The organism is Microbacterium sp. NPDC091676, assembly GCF_044756645.1.
GTDB lineage: Bacteria > Actinomycetota > Actinomycetes > Actinomycetales > Microbacteriaceae > Microbacterium > Microbacterium paraoxydans_D.
On the sequence record NZ_JBIVTI010000001.1, the window covers coordinates 193,092 to 211,469 of the forward strand.

Genomic DNA, 18,378 nt, shown 5'->3' on the forward strand with positions numbered 1-18,378 from the left:
GGAGGACGCGCATGGCCCGCATCGGTGAAAGCGCTGACCTGTTCAAGTGCTCGTTCTGCGGAAAGAGCCAGAAGCAGGTGCAGCAGCTCATCGCCGGACCCGGCGTGTACATCTGCGACGAGTGCGTCGAGCTCTGCAACGAGATCATCGAAGAGCGCATGGCGGAGTCGTCCGCCGAGGGTGTCGCCGAGTTCGAGCTGCCGAAGCCCCGCGAGATCTTCTCTTTCCTCGAAGAGTACGTCGTCGGACAGGAACCCGCGAAGCGCGCGCTGTCCGTCGCCGTCTACAACCACTACAAGCGCGTGCGCGCGCACGGCACCCTGCAGCCGGCCGAGCAGAAGGCCGAAGAGATCGAGATCGCCAAGAGCAACATCCTGCTCATCGGCCCGACGGGCTGCGGCAAGACCTATCTGGCGCAGACGCTCGCCAAGCGCCTCAACGTGCCGTTCGCCGTCGCCGACGCGACGGCACTGACCGAGGCGGGCTACGTCGGCGAAGACGTCGAGAACATCCTGCTCAAGCTCATCCAGGCCGCCGACTACGACGTGAAGCGCGCCGAGCAGGGCATCATCTACATCGACGAGGTCGACAAGATCGCCCGCAAGGCCGAGAACCCGTCGATCACCCGCGACGTGTCGGGTGAGGGCGTGCAGCAGGCGCTGCTGAAGATCATCGAGGGCACGGTCGCCTCGGTGCCGCCGCAGGGCGGTCGCAAACACCCGCACCAGGAGTTCCTGCAGATCGACACCTCGAACGTGCTCTTCATCGTGGCCGGCGCCTTCGCCGGGCTGGAGGACATCGTCTCGGCGCGCGTCGGCAAGCACGGTGTCGGCTTCGGTGCTCCGCTGCACGACAAGGGCAAGGACCTCGACCTGTTCAGCGAGGTGCTTCCGGAAGACCTCCACAAGTTCGGTCTCATCCCGGAGTTCATCGGTCGTCTGCCCGTCGTGACGAACGTGTCGCCGCTCGACCAGGCCGCCCTCATCGACATCCTCACGGGTCCGCGCAACGCCCTCGTGAAGCAGTACCAGCGCATGTTCGAGCTCGACGGCGTCCAGCTCGAGTTCGAGGAGGACGCGCTGCGCTCGATCGCGGATCTCGCCGTCGAGCGCAAGACCGGTGCTCGTGGACTCCGTGCGATCCTGGAGGACGTGCTCGGCCCGGTGATGTTCGAGATCCCGTCGGCCGACGACGTCGCCAAGGTGATCATCACCCGCGCCGCCGTCGATGAGGGTGCCCCGCCCACCATCGTGATGGAGCGCAAGCGCAAGAGCGCCTGAACCCCGCGCGTCAGCGAGCCGTCGACGGTGCGGCGTACCGACAGCGGACGTCGCGGTTCACGCCACGGGCAGGAGCAGGTCCGTGCGGAGCTCGTCCGGAGCGACGTCCGGGTCCGAGACGTAGACCTCGATCCACACGCCGCGCGGGTGCAGCCCCGCCTCCGCGGCGCGCGCGACCAGCCCGGCCCACCCGGCGCCGAGGCCGTCGTAGGAACCGAAGACGCTGCTCGCGACGGCCTGCCCGCTCGGCAGGGTCGAGGCGATGATGGCGGCCCCGTCGCCGGTGGCGATCGGGTCGGATGGCGGGGCCTGCACGGGGAAGCCGAGCTCCAGGTCGAACACGCCCATCGGGTCGCCGTGGTAGATCGCGAGTGCCGGGCCGGCGGGGATCAGCGTGCCGGCGGCGAAGGCGGCGCCGATCGCCGCGTATCCGGAGTCGAAAGCAGCGCGGAGGTCGGCGATCCGGATGCCCTCATGGCGGATGACGGCCAGGGGAACGGCGTCCAGCTCCAGGCTGTCCGCCGGGCCGAACGGGGCGTCGGGGAATGCGTCCATGCGCTCAGGGTCTCACGACTCAGGAATCCAGTCCACGGCGTTTCAGGAGCGGCTCGATCTCGGCGTCCCGTCCGCGGAAGTCGCGGTAGGCGGCCAGCGGGTCCTTCGCGCCGCCGACCCCGAGCAGCCGGGTGCGGAAGCGGTCCCCATTGGCGCGGGTGAGGCCGCCGTTCTCCCGGAACCACTCCACGGTGTCGGCGTCGAGCACCTCGCTCCAGATGTAGGAGTAGTACCCCGCGCTGTAGCCCCCGGAGAAGACGTGGGCGAAGTAGGTGGAGGAGTACCGGGTCGGAACGGCGGGGTCGTCGAGCCCGATGTCCGCCAGCGCGGCCGCCTCGAATCCGGCGACGTCGTGCACCGCGTCGTCGGCGGTGAGCCGGTGCCACGCCTGATCCAGCCACGCCGCGGCGAGATACTCGCTGGTCGCGTGGCCCTGGTCGAAGGTCGCGGTCTCCCGCAGTCGCTCCACGATGGCGGGATCCAGCGGTTCCCCGGTCTCGTGGTGCCGGGCGTAGTGGTCGAGGACCTCGGGCCAGAGGATCCACATCTCGTTCACCTGACTGGGGAACTCGACGAAGTCGCGGAACACGTTGGTCCCGGCGAAGTGCGGGTAGGTCACCGTGGCGAACAGGCCGTGCAGAGCGTGTCCGAACTCATGGAACAGCGTCGTCACCTCGTCGAGCGTCAGCAGCGTGGGCTCGCCGTCCCCGGGCTGCGGGACGTTGAGGTTGTTGACCACGACCGGGGCGCTGCCGCGCAGCCGGGACTGGCTGACGATCGCGTTCATCCATGCCCCGCCGCGCTTGGAGTCGCGGGTGTAGAGGTCGAGCACGTAGAGGCCCAAGGGGGAATCGTCGGCATTGCGCACTTCGAAGACCCGGGCCTGCGGGTGGTAGGCCGCGAGGTCGTGCCGCTCGTGGAAGGTCACCCCATACAGTCGGGTCGCCGCGAAGAACACGCCGTCCTGCAGCACGCGCTCCGCCTCGAACCAGGGGCGCAGGGCCGCGGTGTCGATGTCGTAGCGGGCGGTGCGCACGCGCTCGGTGTAGAACGCCCAGTCGTGGGCTTCCACGGGGAAGGGCTCCGGTTCGGTCTCGTCGACGATCGCCTGGAGGGCGGCGCGCTCGGCGCGGGCGTTGCGCGCGGACGGCGCGGCCAGCCGTCGCAGCATCTGCTCCACGGCCTCCGGGGAGCCCGCCGTCTCGTCGGCCGTGACGGAGGCGGCGTGCGAGGCGTAGCCGAGGAGGCGCGCGCGCTCCGCCCGGAGGCGCACGATCTCGCGCAGCACCGGACGGTTGTCGTTGCCGTTGTCCCGCGATCCGCGTGCACGGGACGCCGCCATGATCCGGTGGCGGGACTCCCGCACCGCGAGCCGGGCGAGGGCGGGGTGGCCGGTGAACAGCGGCAGCGTGAGGAGGTAGCGGCCGTCGAGTCCACGGTCGGCCGCAGCGCGCGCGGCGGACGAGAGCTCGCCGGCGCTGAGACCCTCCAGTTCGGCGGCGGAATCGAAGACCACGGCGAGGTCGTTCGTGTCGCTCAACAGGTTCCGCTCGAACGTGTTCGTGAGCACGGACAGCTTCTGGTTCAGAGCCGTGAGCTGCGCCTTCGCCTCGTCGTCGAGCCCGGCGCCGGCGTGCGTCATCTCGCGGTGGTAGCGCTCCACGAGATACCGCTGCTCAGGATCGAGGTCGAGCGCCTCACGCTGCTCGTACACGTGGGCCACGCGGGCGTAGAGGGCCGCATCCAGCGTGATCGCATCCTGATGGGCGGCCATGAGCGGAGCGAGCTCCTCATCGATCGCCTGGATCTCCGGTGTGGCATCGGCGGAGCTCACCGTGTAGAACGCGTGCGCCACCCGGTCGAGGAGCTCGCCGGACCTCTCCAGCGCCTCCAGGGTGTTCTCGAACGTCGGCATCGACCGTACGCGGGTGATGTTCGCGACCTCGGTGAGCTGCTCCGCGAACCCGGCGCGGAAGGCGGGGAGGTAGTGCTCCGGTCGGATGGCGCGATAGTCCGGGAGCCCGAAGGGGAGGGTCGACGGCTGCAGCAGCGGGTTCGTGGCGTCGCTCATCCTCCGAGCCTAGCCACCGCCGTCGGAACGCTCCGCGCTCAGACGGGTCATCACCTCGCGCAGGGCGTCGACGACGACACGGGCCGAGCGGCGTCGGAGGTTCTCCGGGCGCGCGAGGACGTCGATCATGCGGTGCGTGCTCACGCCGCGCAGGGGGATGCGGACGATGTCGCGATCGTCGACGCTGCGCGAGGTGAACCGGGGGAGCATCCCCAGGACACCGCCGGCGGCGACCACTGCCGCCACCGCGCCGTAGTCGTTGATGCGGTGGCGGACCTCGACCGGACGGCAGGCGACGGCGGCGACGGCCCGGAGCACGTCGTCGGGGGAGTAGCCCACTCTGCTCGTCACCCAGCGCTCGTCGGCGACCTCGGCCGGCGAGAGGGTGCGGCGACCGGCGAGCGGGTGTGCGGCGGCGACCGCGACGTCCAGCGGCTCGCGGACGAGACCCACGGCGCGGACGCCCTCGGTCGGCCACGGTGCGGAGTGCTCCATCCGATGGGCGAGGACGAGGTCGTACCGCGCGGTGAGCCCGGGGAACTCGCTCTGCGCGACATCCTCGTCCGTGAGACGCACGGTCGGGGCGTGCTCCTTCCCGGACAGCTCCCGCACGAGCGGGCCGAAGAGCGCCTGACCGACGCTGTGGAAGCCGCTGACGCTCACCTCTCCCGTCGCGGCGCCCTCGAAGTCGTCCAGGGCGTGCCGCGCGGCGGCCACGGCATCGATGGCCTCGGCCCCGGCCGCCGCGAGCACCTCGCCGGCGGAGGTCAGCACGAGCGTGCGGCCCTGACGGCGGGTGAGCGGAGCGGGGAAGGAACGCTGCAGCGCGGCGAGCTGCTGCGAGACGGCCGAGGGGGTGACCCGGAGCGCATCGGCGACCGCCGTCAAGCTGCCGAGCGCTCCGAGCTCGCGCAGGATCTGGAGCTGATGGAGTTCCACGGACAGAGTTTAGCCACAGCTACAGGAAAGGTGCAGAAGGCGCCGATTGTTCTACAGCAACGGATGCGATGAGATCGGATCATGAAGGCTCTGTTCACACAGGACGCCGGCGCCGGTCTCGCGCTCGTCGAGCGTCCCGACCCCATCGGGGGTCCGGATGAGGTCGTGATCCGCGTCCTCCGCACCGGTATCTGCGGAACCGATCTGCACATCCGGCGATGGGACGACTGGGCGGCCTCCGCGATCGCCGCGCCCCTCATCCCCGGACACGAGTTCTACGGCGAGGTCGTCGAGGTCGGACCGCTCGTCCACGACATCGCTGTCGGCGACCGCGTGTCCGGCGAGGGGCACATCGTCTGCGGCACCTGCCGGAACTGTCGCGCCGGACGGCGGCAGATGTGCATCCGCACGATCGGGCTCGGGCTGCAGCGTGACGGCGCCTTCGCCGAGTACCTCGCGCTGCCGGCGACGAACGTGTGGGTCCATCAGGCCGACGTCACCCCGGAGCTGGGCGCGATCTTCGACCCGCTCGGCAACGCGGTGCACACCGCGCTGCGCTTCCCGCTCGTCGGCGAGGACGTGCTCGTCACCGGCTGCGGTCCGATCGGCCTGATGGCCATCGCCGTCGCCCGCCATGCCGGTGCCCGCTTCATCGTGGGGACCGATGTGAGCGCTCCGCGGCTGGAGATGGCACGAGGGATGGGAGCCGACGAGGTCGTCGACGTCTCCCGTCAGGAGATCCGCGACGCGCAGCGCGCGCTCGGCATGCGCGAGGGGTTCGACATCGGCTTCGAGATGAGCGGCGCGGCATCGGCGCTCCCGGCGATGATCGACAACATGAACCACGGCGGACGGATCGCCATGCTCGGGCTGCCGTCGACCGGGTTCGACATCGACTGGGGCAAGCTCGTCACGCACATGCTCACCGTCACCGGCATCTACGGCCGCGAGATGTTCGAGACCTGGAACGCCATGGGGGCGATGCTGCAGACGAGTGCGACACTGCGCGAGGCGATCGGCCGGGTGATCGCCGAGGTCGTGCCGGCGCGCGACTGGGAGCGCGGATTCGCGGCGGCGGAGTCCGCCGGCACGGGCAAGATCATCCTCGACTGGACGGAGCTGTGATGTACGCCACCTTCAAAGACCATGTGACGCAGGAGCTGGCGGGGATCGAGGAGGCCGGCCTCACCAAGCACGAGCGCGGCATCCGCGGACCGCAGCGCGCCGAGATCACGGCCGACGGCGTCGAGGTGCTCAACTTCTGCGCCAACAACTACCTCGGTCTCGCCGACGACCCCCGGATCCTCGCTGCGGCCCGCACGGCGCTGGACGAGTGGGGGTACGGACTCGCGAGCGTCCGCTTCATCTGCGGCACGCAGGAGCAGCACCTCGAACTCGAGCGTCGGCTCGCGGACTTCCTCGGCACCGACGAGGCGATCCTCTACTCCTCGTGCTTCGACGCGAACGGCGGGGTGTTCGAGACGCTGTTCTCCGCGGAGGACGCGATCATCTCGGACGAGTTGAACCACGCGTCCATCATCGACGGGATCCGGCTGTCCAAGGCGCGCCGGCTCCGCTACCGCAATCGCGACATGGCGGACCTGGAGGAGCAGCTGCGGGCGGCCGCCGATGCCCGGTTCCGCGTGATCGTGACCGACGGTGTCTTCTCGATGGACGGCTACATCGCCCCGCTGGCCGAGATCTGCGACCTCGCGGAGCGGTACGACGCCCTCGTCTTCGTGGACGACTCGCATGCGGTCGGCTTCGTCGGCGAGAACGGGCGCGGAACGCCGGAGCTGTGCGGCGTCGCGGATCGCGTCGACATCTACACGGGCACGTTCGGCAAGGCGCTGGGTGGCGCCTCCGGCGGGTACGTCGCCTCCCACGCGGAGATCGTCGCGCTGTTGCGTCAGCGCTCCCGTCCGTACCTGTTCTCGAACACCCTCGCTCCGGCCATCGTGGCCGGCACGCTGACCGCGCTCGACCTGGTCGAGGGATCCGCCGACCTCCGGGCGCAGCTGCGGGACAACGCGGCCCTGTTCCGCGCCCGGATGGCGGAGGAGGGCTTCGACCTGCTTCCGGGCGCGCATCCGATCGTCCCGGTCATGTTCGGTGATGCGGCCCTCACCGCACGGATCGCCGCGGCGATGCAGGAGCAGGGTGTGTACGTGACCGCATTCAGCTTCCCGGTCGTGCCGCGGGGCAAGGCGCGCATCCGGGTGCAGCTCTCCGCCGCGCACACCCCGGACCAGGTGGAGCGCTGCGTGGCGGCCTTCGTCGCGGCGCGGGACACTGTGAGCTGACCGGATGCAAAGAAATACTTGCAAAGAGTTGTTTGCAAGCGTATCTTTGCATTCATGACGAACGAGACGCAGGTACGGACGCTGGATGCGGGGGCGCTCAAGGCGCTCGCCCATCCGCTGCGGGTCAAGATCTTCGACCTGCTCGCCTCTCGCGGTCCTCAGACGGCCAGCTCTCTCGCGGCCCTCGTGGGAGAGACGTCGGGATCCACCAGCTACCACCTCCGCGCCCTCGCGGCCCACGACCTCATCCGCGAGGTGGAGGGCCGGGGCACGGCACGGGAGCGATGGTGGGAGCGTCCGAAGGGTCGCATCGACGTGCCGGGACCGGACGAGCAGATGTCGCCGGCCAACCGCGCCGCGGCGCAGATCGTGACGTCGGAGTTCTTCCGACTCCGGCACGAGACGCTGATGCAGTACCTCAACCGCCCGGAGTCGGAGGTCCCCGAGGGCTGGCGCGACGTGGGCATCACCATCACGACCCACCTCGACGTCACGCCGGCGCAGGCCATGGCGCTGCGGCAGGAGATGGAAGATCTCATCGAGAAGGCCATCGAACGCTATCGTGGCCAGACCGGGCCTGACATCCGGCGGGTCTCCGTGCGGGCCGAGCTGTTCGACCTGCCGACATCGCCGCGGGCGACCACCGCCGGTGCGGGCGAGACGACGGAGGCATCATGACCGCCGCGACCCTGCACCTCGTCAGCCCCACGCGTACGGAGCGCGGCCTGCTGCGCCTCGCCGACCGGGTCACCGCCATGATCGAGCACCGCATCGAGCGGCGCGCACAGCGGCGGACCCTCGCCCTCGACCTCCTCCGTGAACAGCAGGCCCGCCGCCACGACCCGCACGCCGTGGATCATCTCCTCGCGCAGCTCGGAGCCCCGCGCCGCTGACCCGAGACCCCGGGTACGCGCCGAGACCCCCTCCTTCCCGCGCGGGAAGGAGGGGGTCTCGGCGATGAAGCGGGGTCTCGGGATCAGGTGAAGGGGCGGGCGATGACCTCGCCGGAGGGGGTCTGCAGGACCTCCCAGCCGGCGTCGAGCTCGGCGATCGCGCGGCCCTCGAGCCAGGTGAGGGTCCAGTGGCCGGTGAGGCCCTGGGACTCGACCTCGGCGATCGCGGGACGCAGCGCCTCGGGGACCGACGCGGGCGGCTGCGCACCCGCCGCCCAGCGCGTGCCGAGCTGCATCAGGAGGCCTCGACCGGGGCGAGCTCGATCGCGGTGACCGCGAACTCCTCCGCCTCGGTGATCTCGAGCTCGGCGATGCGGCCGACCGCGCGGAGGTCGTCCGCCGCCGCGCGCAGGGCCTCGACCTTCGCGGCGGGAGCGGCGATGGCGGCACGGGAGACCGGGGTCTTCTGCGATGCCTTCGCCTCGGTCTTCGCGCGCCGGATGCCGATGAGCGCCTCGCTCGCGGCAGCCAGCACGGCCGGGTCGCCCTCGATGCCGAGCTTCTCGGGCCACGCTGCGGTGTGCACGGAGCCCTCCTCGAACCACGACCAGGCCTCCTCCGTGGCGAAGGAGAGCACCGGGGCGAGCAGGCGGAGCAGCGTGGACAGCGCCAGACGCAGTGCGAGGGCGGCCGAGGCCTGGCCCACGTCGTTCTGGTTGTAGGCGCGCTCCTTCACGAGCTCCAGGTAGTCGTCGCAGAACGTCCAGAAGAACGCCTCGGTCAGCTCCAGCGCCCGGGCCGCGTCGTACCGGTCGAAGGCCGCGGTCGCCTCGGCCACCGCGCCATCGAGTGCCGTGAGCATCGACGCGTCGAGCGCATGCGTCACCTGAGCGCCCGCGGGCACCGGGAACGACAGCACGAACTTGGCGGCGTTGAGCACCTTGATCGCGAGACGTCGGCCGATCTTCACCTGGGTCGGGTTCTGCGGGTCGAAGGCCGCGTCCATGCCGAGTCGGCTCGAGGCCGCCCAGTACCGCACCGCGTCAGAGCCGTGGGTGTCGAGCACGTCGGCCGGGGTGACGACGTTGCCCTTCGACTTCGACATCTTCTTGCGGTCGGGGTCGACGATGAAGCCGGAGATGGCGGCGTTCTTCCACGGGGCGCGGCCGTCTTCGAGCGTGGAGCGCAGCATGGTCGAGAAGAGCCAGGTGCGGATGATGTCCTGTCCCTGCGGGCGCAGGTCGAACGGAGCGGTGAGCTGCCACAGCTCCTCGTCGCGCTGCCAGCCGCCCGCGAGCTGCGGGGTCAGCGACGAGGTCGCCCACGTGTCGAGGATGTCGGCTTCGGCGTCGAACCCGCCAGGAACCCCGCGCTGGGCCTCGGTGTAGCCGGCCGGCACATCCGTGGTCGGGTCGATGGGCAGCGCGGCCGCATCCGGGGTGAGCACGCGGTCGTAGTCGCGCTCGCCGTTCTCGTCCAGCGCATACCAGAGCGGGATCGGCACGCCGAAGAACCGCTGCCGGGACACGAGCCAGTCGCCGGTGAGGCCGCCGACCCAGTTCTCGTAGCGGACCCGCATGAAGTCGGGGTGCCAGGCCAGCTCGGTGCCGTGCGCGAGGAGCTGATCGCGCAGCTCGCCGTCGCGGGCGCCGTTGCGGATGTACCACTGCCGGGTCGAGACGATCTCGAGCGGGCGGTCGCCCTTCTCGAAGAACTTCACGGCGTGCTGGAAGGGCTTGCCGACGGCGGTCATGTCGCCGGTCTCCTGCAGCTTCTCCACGATCGCCTTGCGGGCGCTGAAGACGGTCTTCCCTGCCACGTTCTCCGCGTACCAGGCGCGCGCGTCGGCGTCGGCCACGATCGACGGGGCCTCGGCGAGGAAGCGGCCGTCGAGACCGATCGTCGTCATGTTCGGCAGGGACTCGCCGGCGGTGGTGCGCAGCTCGCGCCACCAGATGATGTCGGTCACATCGCCGAAGGTGCAGACCATCGCGGCGCCGGTGCCCTTGTCGGGCTGGGCGAGGTGGTGGCCGTGGATCTCGATCTCGGCGCCGAAGTAGGGCGTGCGCACCTTGGTGCCGATGAGGTGCTTGTGCGGCCCCTCGGGGTGGGTCACGATCGCGATGCACGCGGGGAGGAGCTCCGGACGCGTGGTGTCGATCGCGATGGAGCCGGATCCGTCCGCGAAGGGGAACTCGATCGTGTGGTACGCGGCCTGCTGGTCGCGGTCCTCGAGCTCGGCCTGCGCGATCGCGGAGCGGAAGTCGATGTCCCACAGGGTCGGCGCGAGGGCCTGGTACGCCTCGCCGCGCTCGATGTTGCGGAGGAAGGCGAGCTGGCTCTGCCGGATCGTGTCGTCGGAGATGGTGCGGTAGGTCTGCGTCCAGTCCACGCTCAGCCCGAGCTGACGGAACAGCGCCTCGAACTGCTTCTCGTCCTCGATCGTGAGGCGCTCGCACAGCTCGATGAAGTTGCGACGGCTGATCGGCTGCTGGTCGGCAGCCCGGCTCGACTTGTTGTCGCCGCCCTCGAAGGGAGGGGTGAAGTCGGCGTCGTAGGGGAGCGAGGGGTCGCAGCGCACGCCGTAGTAGTTCTGCACGCGGCGCTCGGTGGGAAGGCCGTTGTCGTCCCAGCCCATCGGGTAGAACACGGTCTTGCCGCGCATGCGCTCGTATCGGGCCTTGACGTCGGTGTGCGTGTAGGAGAACACGTGACCGATGTGGAGGCTGCCGGAGGCGGTGGGCGGCGGGGTGTCGATCGAGTAGACGCCCTCACGGCCGAGCTCGGCGGCGCGCAGGCGGTCGAACAGGTACGTGCCCTGCTCCGCCCAGGCGGCGTCCCACTTCGCTTCGAGACCTTCGAGTGCGGGCTTGTCGGGAATGGCGGACATGGAGGTCTCCTCGAGCGATGTATGCGGCACTGTGTGAGCGTGCCTGAGTGTGGGTGGTGCCGCCCAGTCTACCGAGCGCACGGGCGGGGCGCTCGACCCGGGGGAGCGTCCGGCGCGGCGCTGCGGCCGGCCCCTCCGGCGCTGGAAGGATCGGAGCATGACACCGCCGTCGTCCTCGTCCTCCCGTCCCCGTCTCGCCGACCTCGGTGTGCCGCCCGGAGCTTTCCCGCGCGGCACGGAGAACGCGATCACCGACGTCCCCGGTGTGCGGGTGGGGCACGCCACGCTGCACGGCGACGGTCTGCACACGGGCGTGACGGCGATCGTCCCCGACGCCCTCACCGCCGAGCGCCGCAGCCTTCCCGCGAACCTCTCCGTCGGCAACGGCTACGGCAAACTCGTCGGTGCCACGCAGCTCCGCGAGCTCGGGGCGCTGGAGACGCCGATCCTGCTGACCTCGACGCTGTCCGTGTTCCGCGTCGCGGATGCGCTGCTCGGGCACCTGCTGGCGACGCCGGCGCACGCACGGACGACCACGTTGAACCCGGTGGTGGGCGAGACGAACGACGGATTCCTCTCCGACATCCGTCGCCGCGCCGTGGGGGAGGAGCAGGTGGCGGCGGCCCTGGCTGCGGCCGCTCCGGGGGCGGTCGCGGAGGGAGGCGTGGGCGCCGGTGCCGGGACCGTCGCCCTCGGGTACAAGGGCGGCATCGGCACGGCATCGCGGCTGGTCGAGGTCGCGGGGCGGACGGCCACGGTCGGCGTCCTCGTGCAGACGAACTTCAGCGGCACGCTGCGGATCGCCGGCGTCCCGTTGCCCGCGGAGGAGCTCCTCGCCGATGCTCCGGCACAGCCCGTCGGCAATTCCTGCATGATCGTCGTCGCGACGGACGCCCCCGTCGACGGGCGGCAGCTCGGCCGCGTGGCCAACCGGGCCGTGTTCGCGATGCGCGGTGTCGGCGCCGACTACGCGCAGGGCAGCGGCGACTACGCGATCGCCTTCTCGGTGCACGACCAGGCGGACGGCGGTCCGGCGGCGGACGACGAGCTCTCGCCGCTCTTCGCCGCGACGATGGACGCGGTCGAGGAGGCCCTGGTCAACTCGGTGCTCGCCGCGGAGACCACCGTGGGCCCCGAGGGGCGGACGGCGCACGCGGTGCCGATCGACCGGGTGCGGGAACGCCTGGCTCGCGCCGGGGTCGTCTGAGTCGCGGCGGTCTCAGTCGGCGAGCGCGGCGTGGATGCCCTCGCCGATGCGGCGCATGGCGGTCAGCACCGGGCCGCGCCCGTCGGCGCCCCGGTCCCAGTTCGCCAGGACGGCGTACGCGATCCGGCGGGTGGGGGACATGACGATCCCGGTGTCGGCGCGGACGCGGGAGATCGTGCCGGTCTTGTTCAGCAGCCACACGCCGCGATCGAAGCCCCAGTGCGCGAGCGGGTCGAGGTCGAAGGCCGACGCGACCATCGACAGATCCATGCCCGCGCCCAGCCAGCGGCGCAGCGTGTCGGCCGAGGCGGGGGAGAGATCGGTGCCGTCGGCCAGGCGCGACATGAAGAGCACGAGCTCCGCGGCGTTCGCGTGCGACAGCGTCTTCGGGGCCCCGGGCGGGATCGGCCACCGCACGATGTCGTCGAGGGCGGAGGCGGTGTAGCCGAGCGCGCGGGTGTGCTCCTGCACGGTCGGGATGCCGATGACGCGGCCCAGCGTGTTGGTCGCGGCGTTGTCGCTCACCGCGCCGATGAGCGCGGCCACGTCGTACAGCGACAGCTCGGACGCCTGCAGCAGATACCAGAGCCCGGAGTCCTCGATGGCCTCGACCGGCCGTCGGATCACGCGCTCGTCGAGAGTCCGCGTGCCGGCGTCCACCTCGGCGAGCAGGCGGTGCAGGAGGAAGATCTTGCCGACGCTCGCCGTGTCCTGCACCGTCTCCGGGTCATGGCGCAGCAGCACCTCGCCGGAGTCGATGTCCTGGACGAGGATCGACCACACCGTGCCGTTCTCGTCGGGGAGCTCCACGTCGATCGCGCTCATGCGTCCTCCTCGTCTCGTGCGCGCCCGGTGACGTGCGCGCGGATGAGCTCGCCGACGGCGCGCATGCCGTCGAGCACGGGCGCGCGGAGATCGGCCGCGGAGTCCTTCCAGTTCGCCGCCACCGCATACGCGACGGCGGCCCTCGGGCCCCGCAGCAGCCCGACGTCGACGCGGGCGAAGCTCACGCTGCCGGTCTTGTGGCGCAGCACCATGCCCTGATACTCGGCCTCGACGTGGGCGAGGGGGTCGAGGAGGAAGGCGTCTGCGGTCATCGACGTGTCGGTGTCGGCGGCGAGCCAGTCCAGCACCCGTGCGCTCACCGCGGGGGAGAACGCCTCGCCGGCTCCGAGCCGGCGCATCACGTCGGACAGTTCCGCCGCGGTGCCGAACGACGGCGTCCAGGGCAGGTCGGGGGTGCGCTCGTTGCGGATGTAGTCGTGGAGGGCGGTGTCGCGGTATCCGAGTGCCGGAGCGACGGCCCGCACCTCCTCCAGACCGCAGAGGTGGATCAGGGCGTTCGTGGCGAGGTTGTCGCTCACCGCCCCGACGAGGAGCGCCGCATCGTGGACCGTGATGCGCTGATCGTGCATGCGGTACAGCAGCCCGGAGTCCTCGACGCGGTGCTCGTCCGGGATCTCGATCCGGTCGTCCTCGGCGAGCGTGCCCGCCTCCAGCCGTCGAGCGACCTCGAGGAGCAGGAAGATCTTGCCGATGCTCGCGGTCTCGCACTGCGTGTGCGGCTCGTGCTCGGCCAGGGTCTCCCCGCTGCCGGCGTCGACGAGCCGGATCGACCAGGTGACACGGGGGTCGAGCGGCGGAAGAGCGATCATGGCCGTCCCACCGTGAGGCGGGGCTCGTCGGCGGTCGCGTCCAGCACTCCATCGACACCGAGCGGGATGGTCAGGGCGTGCGGGTCGTGGCCGAAGCCCTGCTCCCACAGCACGGGGACCCCGGCGTCCTGGAACTCGTCCCGCATGAGCGCGTGGACGAGGTCGAGGTCGCCGCACTCGTGCCAGGAGCCGAGCACGATGCCCGTCGCCTGGGCGAGACGGCCCGCGCGCCGGAGCTGCGTGACGAAGCTGTCGAGGCGGTACGGCTCCTCGGTGATGTCCTCCAGGAACAGGATGCCGGGGGAGGGGACGTCCGCCTCCGGGGCGCCGAGTCCGGCGGCGAGCAGGCTGAGGTTGCCGCCCGTGAAGCGCCCTTCGGCGCGGCCCGGCGTCATGATCTCGGTCTTCGGGCCGATGAGCTCCCGCCCGCGCCAGGGTTCGAAGAGCCAGCGCTGCACGTCGTCGCGCACCTGCTCCGAATCGCGGAAGACGTTGTTCCCCGCCATCGGGCAGAAGAGCGTCGCGACGTCGAGGTGCGCGCGCCACGTCTCGTGCAGGGCGGTCACATCGGACGAGCCCGTGAGGAGCTTCGGTCGCCCGTCCCGGCGCAGCGCCCCGCGGCGCATGTCGGCCCAGTCGATGCCGTCGAGCAGGCGCAGGGCACCGTAGCCGCCGCGTGCCGTGACGACGGCGTCCACCTCGGGATCGAGCCAGGCGTCGACGAGGTCGGCGCGGCGGAGGTCGTCCGGCCCCGCGAGGTAGGACGCGCGCGGGTGCGGCGTGAGGACGTGCGCGCCCACCCGGACCTTCAAGCCCCAGGACTCGTAGTAGCCGACGGCGCGCTGGGTGTTCTCCTCGTTGCCGGGGCCGGACGGCGAGACGATCGCCACCGTGTCGCCGGGTTGCAGGGGAGCCGTGTCGAGATACGGCGACACCGCCGCCTCCGTCAGGACGCTCATGCCGTCTTCTCCTCGATGCGCGGCGCCGCGGACAGCAGGTGCCGGGTGTACTCGTGCTGCGGGTTCAACAGCACCTCTTCGGTGGGTCCGTGCTCGACGATCTGTCCGTGATACATCACCGCGACCGTGTGGGCGATGTTCCAGGCCAGGCCGAGGTCGTGCGTGATGACGAGGGCGGAGAGCCCGAGGCGGCGACGCAGCTCCAGCAGGAGTCCGAGGATCTCTCCGCGCACGGACGCGTCGAGCGAGGCGACGGGTTCATCGGCGATGAGCATCTGCGGCTGCACGGCGAGCGCACCGGCGATGACGACGCGCTGTCGCTGCCCGCCGCTGAGCTCCTGCGGGATGGCGCCGAAGTAGCGCTCCGGCGGGGTGAGCTCCGCGTCGGCGAGGCTCTGCGCCACACGCTCGCGTTCATCACCGCCGAAGCGCTGCACACGCAGCCCCTCGGCGACGGACTCGTACACGCTGTGCTTCGGGTTCAGAGCCGCCCACGGATCCTGCAGCACGAGCTGCACCTGCGAGCGGAACCGCGCGAGGTCGCGTCCTTTCGACGGGATCGGTGCGCCGTCGAAGAGGATCTGCGACCCGGGGTCGGCAGGCTGCAGGCCCATGAGTGCGCGGGCGAGGGTCGACTTGCCGGAGCCGGACTGACCGACGAGCGCCACGATCTCGCCTGTGCGCACGGAGAGGTCGACGTCGCGGACCGCATGCACGGGGCGCCCGCCGGAGCGGTAGGTGACGTTGACTCCGCGCGCCTCCAGCAGCACCTCGTCGCCGTGGGTGATCTCCGGCACCTCGTCCGCATCGCGGCCGTGCCGGGTCACCGGGGCCATCCGGGACGCCGGATCGCCGATCGTGGGGAAGGCGTCGGCGAGCTGTCGCGTGTACGCCTCCTGCGGGGTCGTGCAGACCGCGTAGCTCTCGCCGACCTCGACCAGCTCCCCGTCGCGCATGATGGCGATCCGGTCGCACGCCGTGGCGAGCACCGAGAGGTCGTGGCTGATCATGAGCATCGAGATGCCGCGCTCCGCCACGAGACGCGAGATCATGTCGAGGATCTGCTTCTGCACGATCACGTCGAGCGCGGTGGTGGGCTCGTCCGCGATGATGACCTCCGGATCGCACGCGAGGGCCATCGCGATCATCACGCGCTGCTTCTGGCCGCCGGAGAGCTCGTGCGGATACGACTCGCTCTTCTGCTGCGGCAGGTCGACGACGTCGAGCAGCTCCCTGACCCGTTCCTTGCGCGCCTTCTCGCCCTTCCACCGGTCGGAGGCGTGCAGCTCCAGCGCCTCCAGGAGCTGCCAGCCGACGGTGCGGACCGGGTTGAGCGAGTGCATCGCGCCCTGGAACACGATGGACGTCTGCGCCCAGCGCACGGCGCGGAGCTGCCCGAAGGACAACGTGGCGACGTCCTCGTCGCCCAGCAGCACGCGGCCGCTGAGCCGGGCGTTGCGCGGCAGGAGCCGGAGCACGCTCATGGCGAGCGTGGACTTGCCGGAGCCGGATTCGCCGGCGATGCCGAGGGTCTGCCCGGCGGGGAGGGTGAGCGAGACGTTGCGCACGGCCGCCACCTCGTCGCGGCCCGACCGCCCCGAGGTGCGGTACGTGATGGAGACGTCGTCGAAGATCAGGTCGGGCATCTCAGCGGCTCCTCAGCGTCGGGTTGGTGATGTTCTCGACGGCGCGACCCATGAGGGTGAACGACAGCACGACGAGGACGATGGCGATGCCGGGCACGAGCACGTACCACCAGTAGCCGCTGGTCGCCGCGGAGACGTCCATCGCGTTCTTCAGGATCGAGCCCCAGGACTGCAGTGTGGTGTCGCCGAGGCCGAGGAACGCCAGGGTGGATTCGGAGATGATCGCCGAGCCGACCGTCAGCGTCGTGTTGGCGAGCACGAGCGGCAGCACCCCGGGGAGGAGGTGCTTCATGATGATGTGCCAGTGCCCGGCGCCGAGGGCCCGCGAGCGTTCGATGTAGTCGCGCGACTCCACGGAGAGGGTCTGCGCCCGGACGACGCGGGCGGTGCCGGCCCACGAGGTCAGGCCGATCGCGATGATGATCGTCCAGACGCCGCGGCTCAGCACCGACGACAGCACGATCGCGAGGATCAGCGACGGCAGCACGAGGAAGAAGTCGATGATGCGCATCATCAGCCCGCCGAAGAAGCCGGTGAAGTGGCCCGCCGAGAGGCCGACGAGGGTGCCGATGATCATCGACATCGCGGTGGCGGCGAGGCCGACGAGCAGGGACACCCGGGCGCCCCACACCATGCGGACCCAGATCTCGCGACCCTGATGGTCGGTGCCGAGGGGATGCTCCCAGGACGGCGGGGCGAAGCGCTGCACGTCGACGAGCTTCGTGACGTCGAGCATGCTGGCGGGGGCGATCACGGGGGCGAAGATCGCGATGAGCGCCACGATCACGAGGAAGACGAGGCCCACCATGCCCGCCCGGTGCTGGGCGAACTGCCGGCAGAAGTCGACGAAGGCGGTGCCGCGGCGATGCCACGCCAGGGCACGGGGCGAACGGATGGTCGGGGATGCCGTGGTCATGCGCGCCTCACCCTCGGGTCGAGCTGACGGTAGATGAGGTCCGCGATGAGGTTCATCGCGATGATGATCGTGGAGAACACCACGAAGGTGCCCTGCAGGAGCGGGAGGTCGGGGCCGGAGATGGCCTCGAAGGTCAGCTTCCCGAGCCCGGGCCAGGAGAACACCGTCTCCACCGTGACGGCCCCGGCGATGAGGCCGCCGATGTGCATGAAGACGAGGGTGACGGTCGGCAGCAGGGCGTTGGGGACGGCGTGCCGACGCCGGACGAGGTCCTCCCGCAGGCCCTTGGCCCGCGCGGTGGTGAGGTAGTCGGCGCCCATCTCCTCGAGGAGCGAGCTGCGCATCACCATGAGGTACTGCGCGTACACGACCGCGACCATCGTGATCACCGGGAGCACCATGTGCGAGATCACGTCCAGGACCGCGCCGACCGGATCGGTGGGCGGGTTGGGGGAGACCATGCCTCCGGTCGGGAACCAGTGCAGCGTGCCGCCGAAGATCATCAGGAGCAGCAGCGCCAGCCAGAAGGTCGGCACCGACCAGAACACGAGCGACGTGCCGGAGACGACGCGGTCGAAGGTGGAGCCGTGCTTCCAGGCCGCCTTCTGCCCGAGCCAGAGCCCGAGGGCGATCGCGATGATCGCCGCCGTGCCGGTGAGGAGGATCGTGTTCCAGAAGTACTGGCCGATGAGCTCGGACACCGACGTGCGATAGACGTAGCTCGTGCCGAAGTTCAGGGTGAACACGTTGCCGAGGTAGTCGATGAACTGTTGCCACAGCGGCTTGTTCAGACCGAGCTGCTCGCGCAGCTGGTCGGCCTGCTCGGCGCTCATCCCGCGCTCGCGGGCGATCGAGGCGACCGGATCGCCCGGCAGGATCTTGAAGGCGAAGAATCCGAGGAGGATCACCATCGCCAGGCTGATGGCCGCGCCGCCGAGCTTGACCAGGAAGTAGCGGAGGGCGCCGACGCCCTTCGGCTGCTCCTCGGCCGCGGCGCTCGTCGCGATGGCGGAGGTGGACGGGGGAACCGCGTTGGACATGGGGGTCTCCTTACAGCGGACCGG

The 18,378-nt window shown here is 70.6% G+C and carries 17 protein-coding genes; 6 read left to right on the forward strand and 11 right to left on the reverse strand.

Translation table 11 applies throughout. From position 1 onward, the window contains the following. Positions 1-11 precede the first annotated feature (11 nt). On the forward strand, positions 12-1,280 hold the full coding sequence (clpX, locus tag ACIQID_RS01085; RefSeq protein ID WP_312672169.1) for an ATP-dependent Clp protease ATP-binding subunit ClpX: 1,269 nt from the start codon (positions 12-14) through the stop codon (positions 1,278-1,280). Positions 1,281-1,337: 57 nt separating this feature from the next. Here clpX and ACIQID_RS01090 read toward each other — a convergent pair whose 3' ends face one another. The 3 genes from ACIQID_RS01090 to ACIQID_RS01100 are packed head-to-tail and all read right to left on the reverse strand — an operon-like array spanning position 1,338 to position 4,845. Continuing rightward, complete coding sequence (locus ACIQID_RS01090; protein ID WP_400281221.1) at positions 1,338-1,835, reverse strand: GyrI-like domain-containing protein; 498 nt, start codon at positions 1,833-1,835, stop codon at positions 1,338-1,340. Positions 1,836-1,854: 19 nt separating this feature from the next. Then, entirely contained in the window at positions 1,855-3,906 is a 2,052-nt protein-coding gene (locus tag ACIQID_RS01095; protein ID WP_400281224.1) for a M3 family metallopeptidase, read from the reverse strand. A 9-nt stretch (positions 3,907-3,915) separates the two neighbouring features. Next, entirely contained in the window at positions 3,916-4,845 is a 930-nt protein-coding gene (locus ACIQID_RS01100) for a LysR family transcriptional regulator (RefSeq protein ID WP_400281227.1), read from the reverse strand. Between the two features lie 81 nt (positions 4,846-4,926). Between ACIQID_RS01100 and tdh the strand changes: the two genes are divergently transcribed. From tdh to ACIQID_RS01120, 4 genes are read left to right on the forward strand one after another with little or no spacing between them, the layout of a single operon-like run. After that, positions 4,927-5,970, forward strand: coding sequence for an L-threonine 3-dehydrogenase (gene tdh / locus ACIQID_RS01105; RefSeq protein WP_331203021.1), 1,044 nt, complete (start codon positions 4,927-4,929; stop codon positions 5,968-5,970). Further along, a complete protein-coding gene (locus ACIQID_RS01110) occupies positions 5,970-7,148 on the forward strand; it encodes a glycine C-acetyltransferase (protein ID WP_400281229.1) in 1,179 nt (392 codons plus the stop codon). The genes tdh and ACIQID_RS01110 overlap by 1 nt, the downstream gene beginning before the upstream one ends. Positions 7,149-7,202: 54 nt before the next feature. Continuing rightward, a complete protein-coding gene (locus ACIQID_RS01115; RefSeq protein ID WP_400281232.1) occupies positions 7,203-7,826 on the forward strand; it encodes an ArsR/SmtB family transcription factor in 624 nt (207 codons plus the stop codon). After that, the gene (locus ACIQID_RS01120) at positions 7,823-8,041 is read left to right on the forward strand and encodes a hypothetical protein (protein ID WP_085607812.1); all 219 of its coding nucleotides are present in this window, start codon (positions 7,823-7,825) and stop codon (positions 8,039-8,041) included. The genes ACIQID_RS01115 and ACIQID_RS01120 overlap by 4 nt, the downstream gene beginning before the upstream one ends. An 83-nt stretch (positions 8,042-8,124) precedes the next feature. On the opposite strand, the gene ACIQID_RS01125 is transcribed toward ACIQID_RS01120, so the two are convergent. Together ACIQID_RS01125 and valS are read right to left on the reverse strand one after the other, a co-directional pair. Then, the gene (locus ACIQID_RS01125) at positions 8,125-8,337 is read right to left on the reverse strand and encodes a hypothetical protein (RefSeq protein ID WP_400281236.1); all 213 of its coding nucleotides are present in this window, start codon (positions 8,335-8,337) and stop codon (positions 8,125-8,127) included. Then, positions 8,337-10,931, reverse strand: coding sequence for a valine--tRNA ligase (gene valS / locus ACIQID_RS01130; protein WP_400281239.1), 2,595 nt, complete (start codon positions 10,929-10,931; stop codon positions 8,337-8,339). The genes ACIQID_RS01125 and valS overlap by 1 nt, the downstream gene beginning before the upstream one ends. Before the next feature lie 157 nt (positions 10,932-11,088). Here valS and ACIQID_RS01135 point away from each other — a divergent pair, with 157 nt between their 5' ends. Continuing rightward, positions 11,089-12,138, forward strand: coding sequence for a P1 family peptidase (locus ACIQID_RS01135; protein ID WP_400281242.1), 1,050 nt, complete (start codon positions 11,089-11,091; stop codon positions 12,136-12,138). Positions 12,139-12,150: 12 nt separating this feature from the next. Here the strand turns inward: ACIQID_RS01135 and ACIQID_RS01140 are convergent, their stop codons facing one another. Genes ACIQID_RS01140 through ACIQID_RS01165 form a run of 6 tightly spaced genes read right to left on the reverse strand, consistent with a single transcriptional unit; the run spans position 12,151 to position 18,354 of the window. Then, positions 12,151-12,963 carry a serine hydrolase gene (locus ACIQID_RS01140; RefSeq protein WP_400281245.1) on the reverse strand — a complete coding sequence of 271 codons (813 nt, stop codon included), beginning with the start codon at positions 12,961-12,963 and terminating at the stop codon, positions 12,151-12,153. Further along, positions 12,960-13,793, reverse strand: a complete 834-nt coding sequence (locus tag ACIQID_RS01145) for a serine hydrolase (RefSeq protein ID WP_400281248.1) — start codon at positions 13,791-13,793, stop codon at positions 12,960-12,962. The genes ACIQID_RS01140 and ACIQID_RS01145 overlap by 4 nt, the downstream gene beginning before the upstream one ends. Then, the gene (locus ACIQID_RS01150) at positions 13,790-14,752 is read right to left on the reverse strand and encodes an LD-carboxypeptidase (protein ID WP_400281251.1); all 963 of its coding nucleotides are present in this window, start codon (positions 14,750-14,752) and stop codon (positions 13,790-13,792) included. The genes ACIQID_RS01145 and ACIQID_RS01150 overlap by 4 nt, the downstream gene beginning before the upstream one ends. After that, positions 14,749-16,398, reverse strand: coding sequence for an ATP-binding cassette domain-containing protein (locus tag ACIQID_RS01155; RefSeq protein WP_400281254.1), 1,650 nt, complete (start codon positions 16,396-16,398; stop codon positions 14,749-14,751). Before ACIQID_RS01155 ends, ACIQID_RS01150 begins: the two co-directional genes overlap by 4 nt. A gap of 1 nt (position 16,399) precedes the next feature. Beyond that, entirely contained in the window at positions 16,400-17,314 is a 915-nt protein-coding gene (locus ACIQID_RS01160; protein WP_082758500.1) for an ABC transporter permease, read from the reverse strand. Then, positions 17,311-18,354: an ABC transporter permease gene (locus ACIQID_RS01165; protein ID WP_136050635.1), complete on the reverse strand. Its 1,044-nt coding sequence runs from the start codon at positions 18,352-18,354 to the stop codon at positions 17,311-17,313. Before ACIQID_RS01165 ends, ACIQID_RS01160 begins: the two co-directional genes overlap by 4 nt. Between the last annotated feature and the right edge of the window lie 24 nt (positions 18,355-18,378).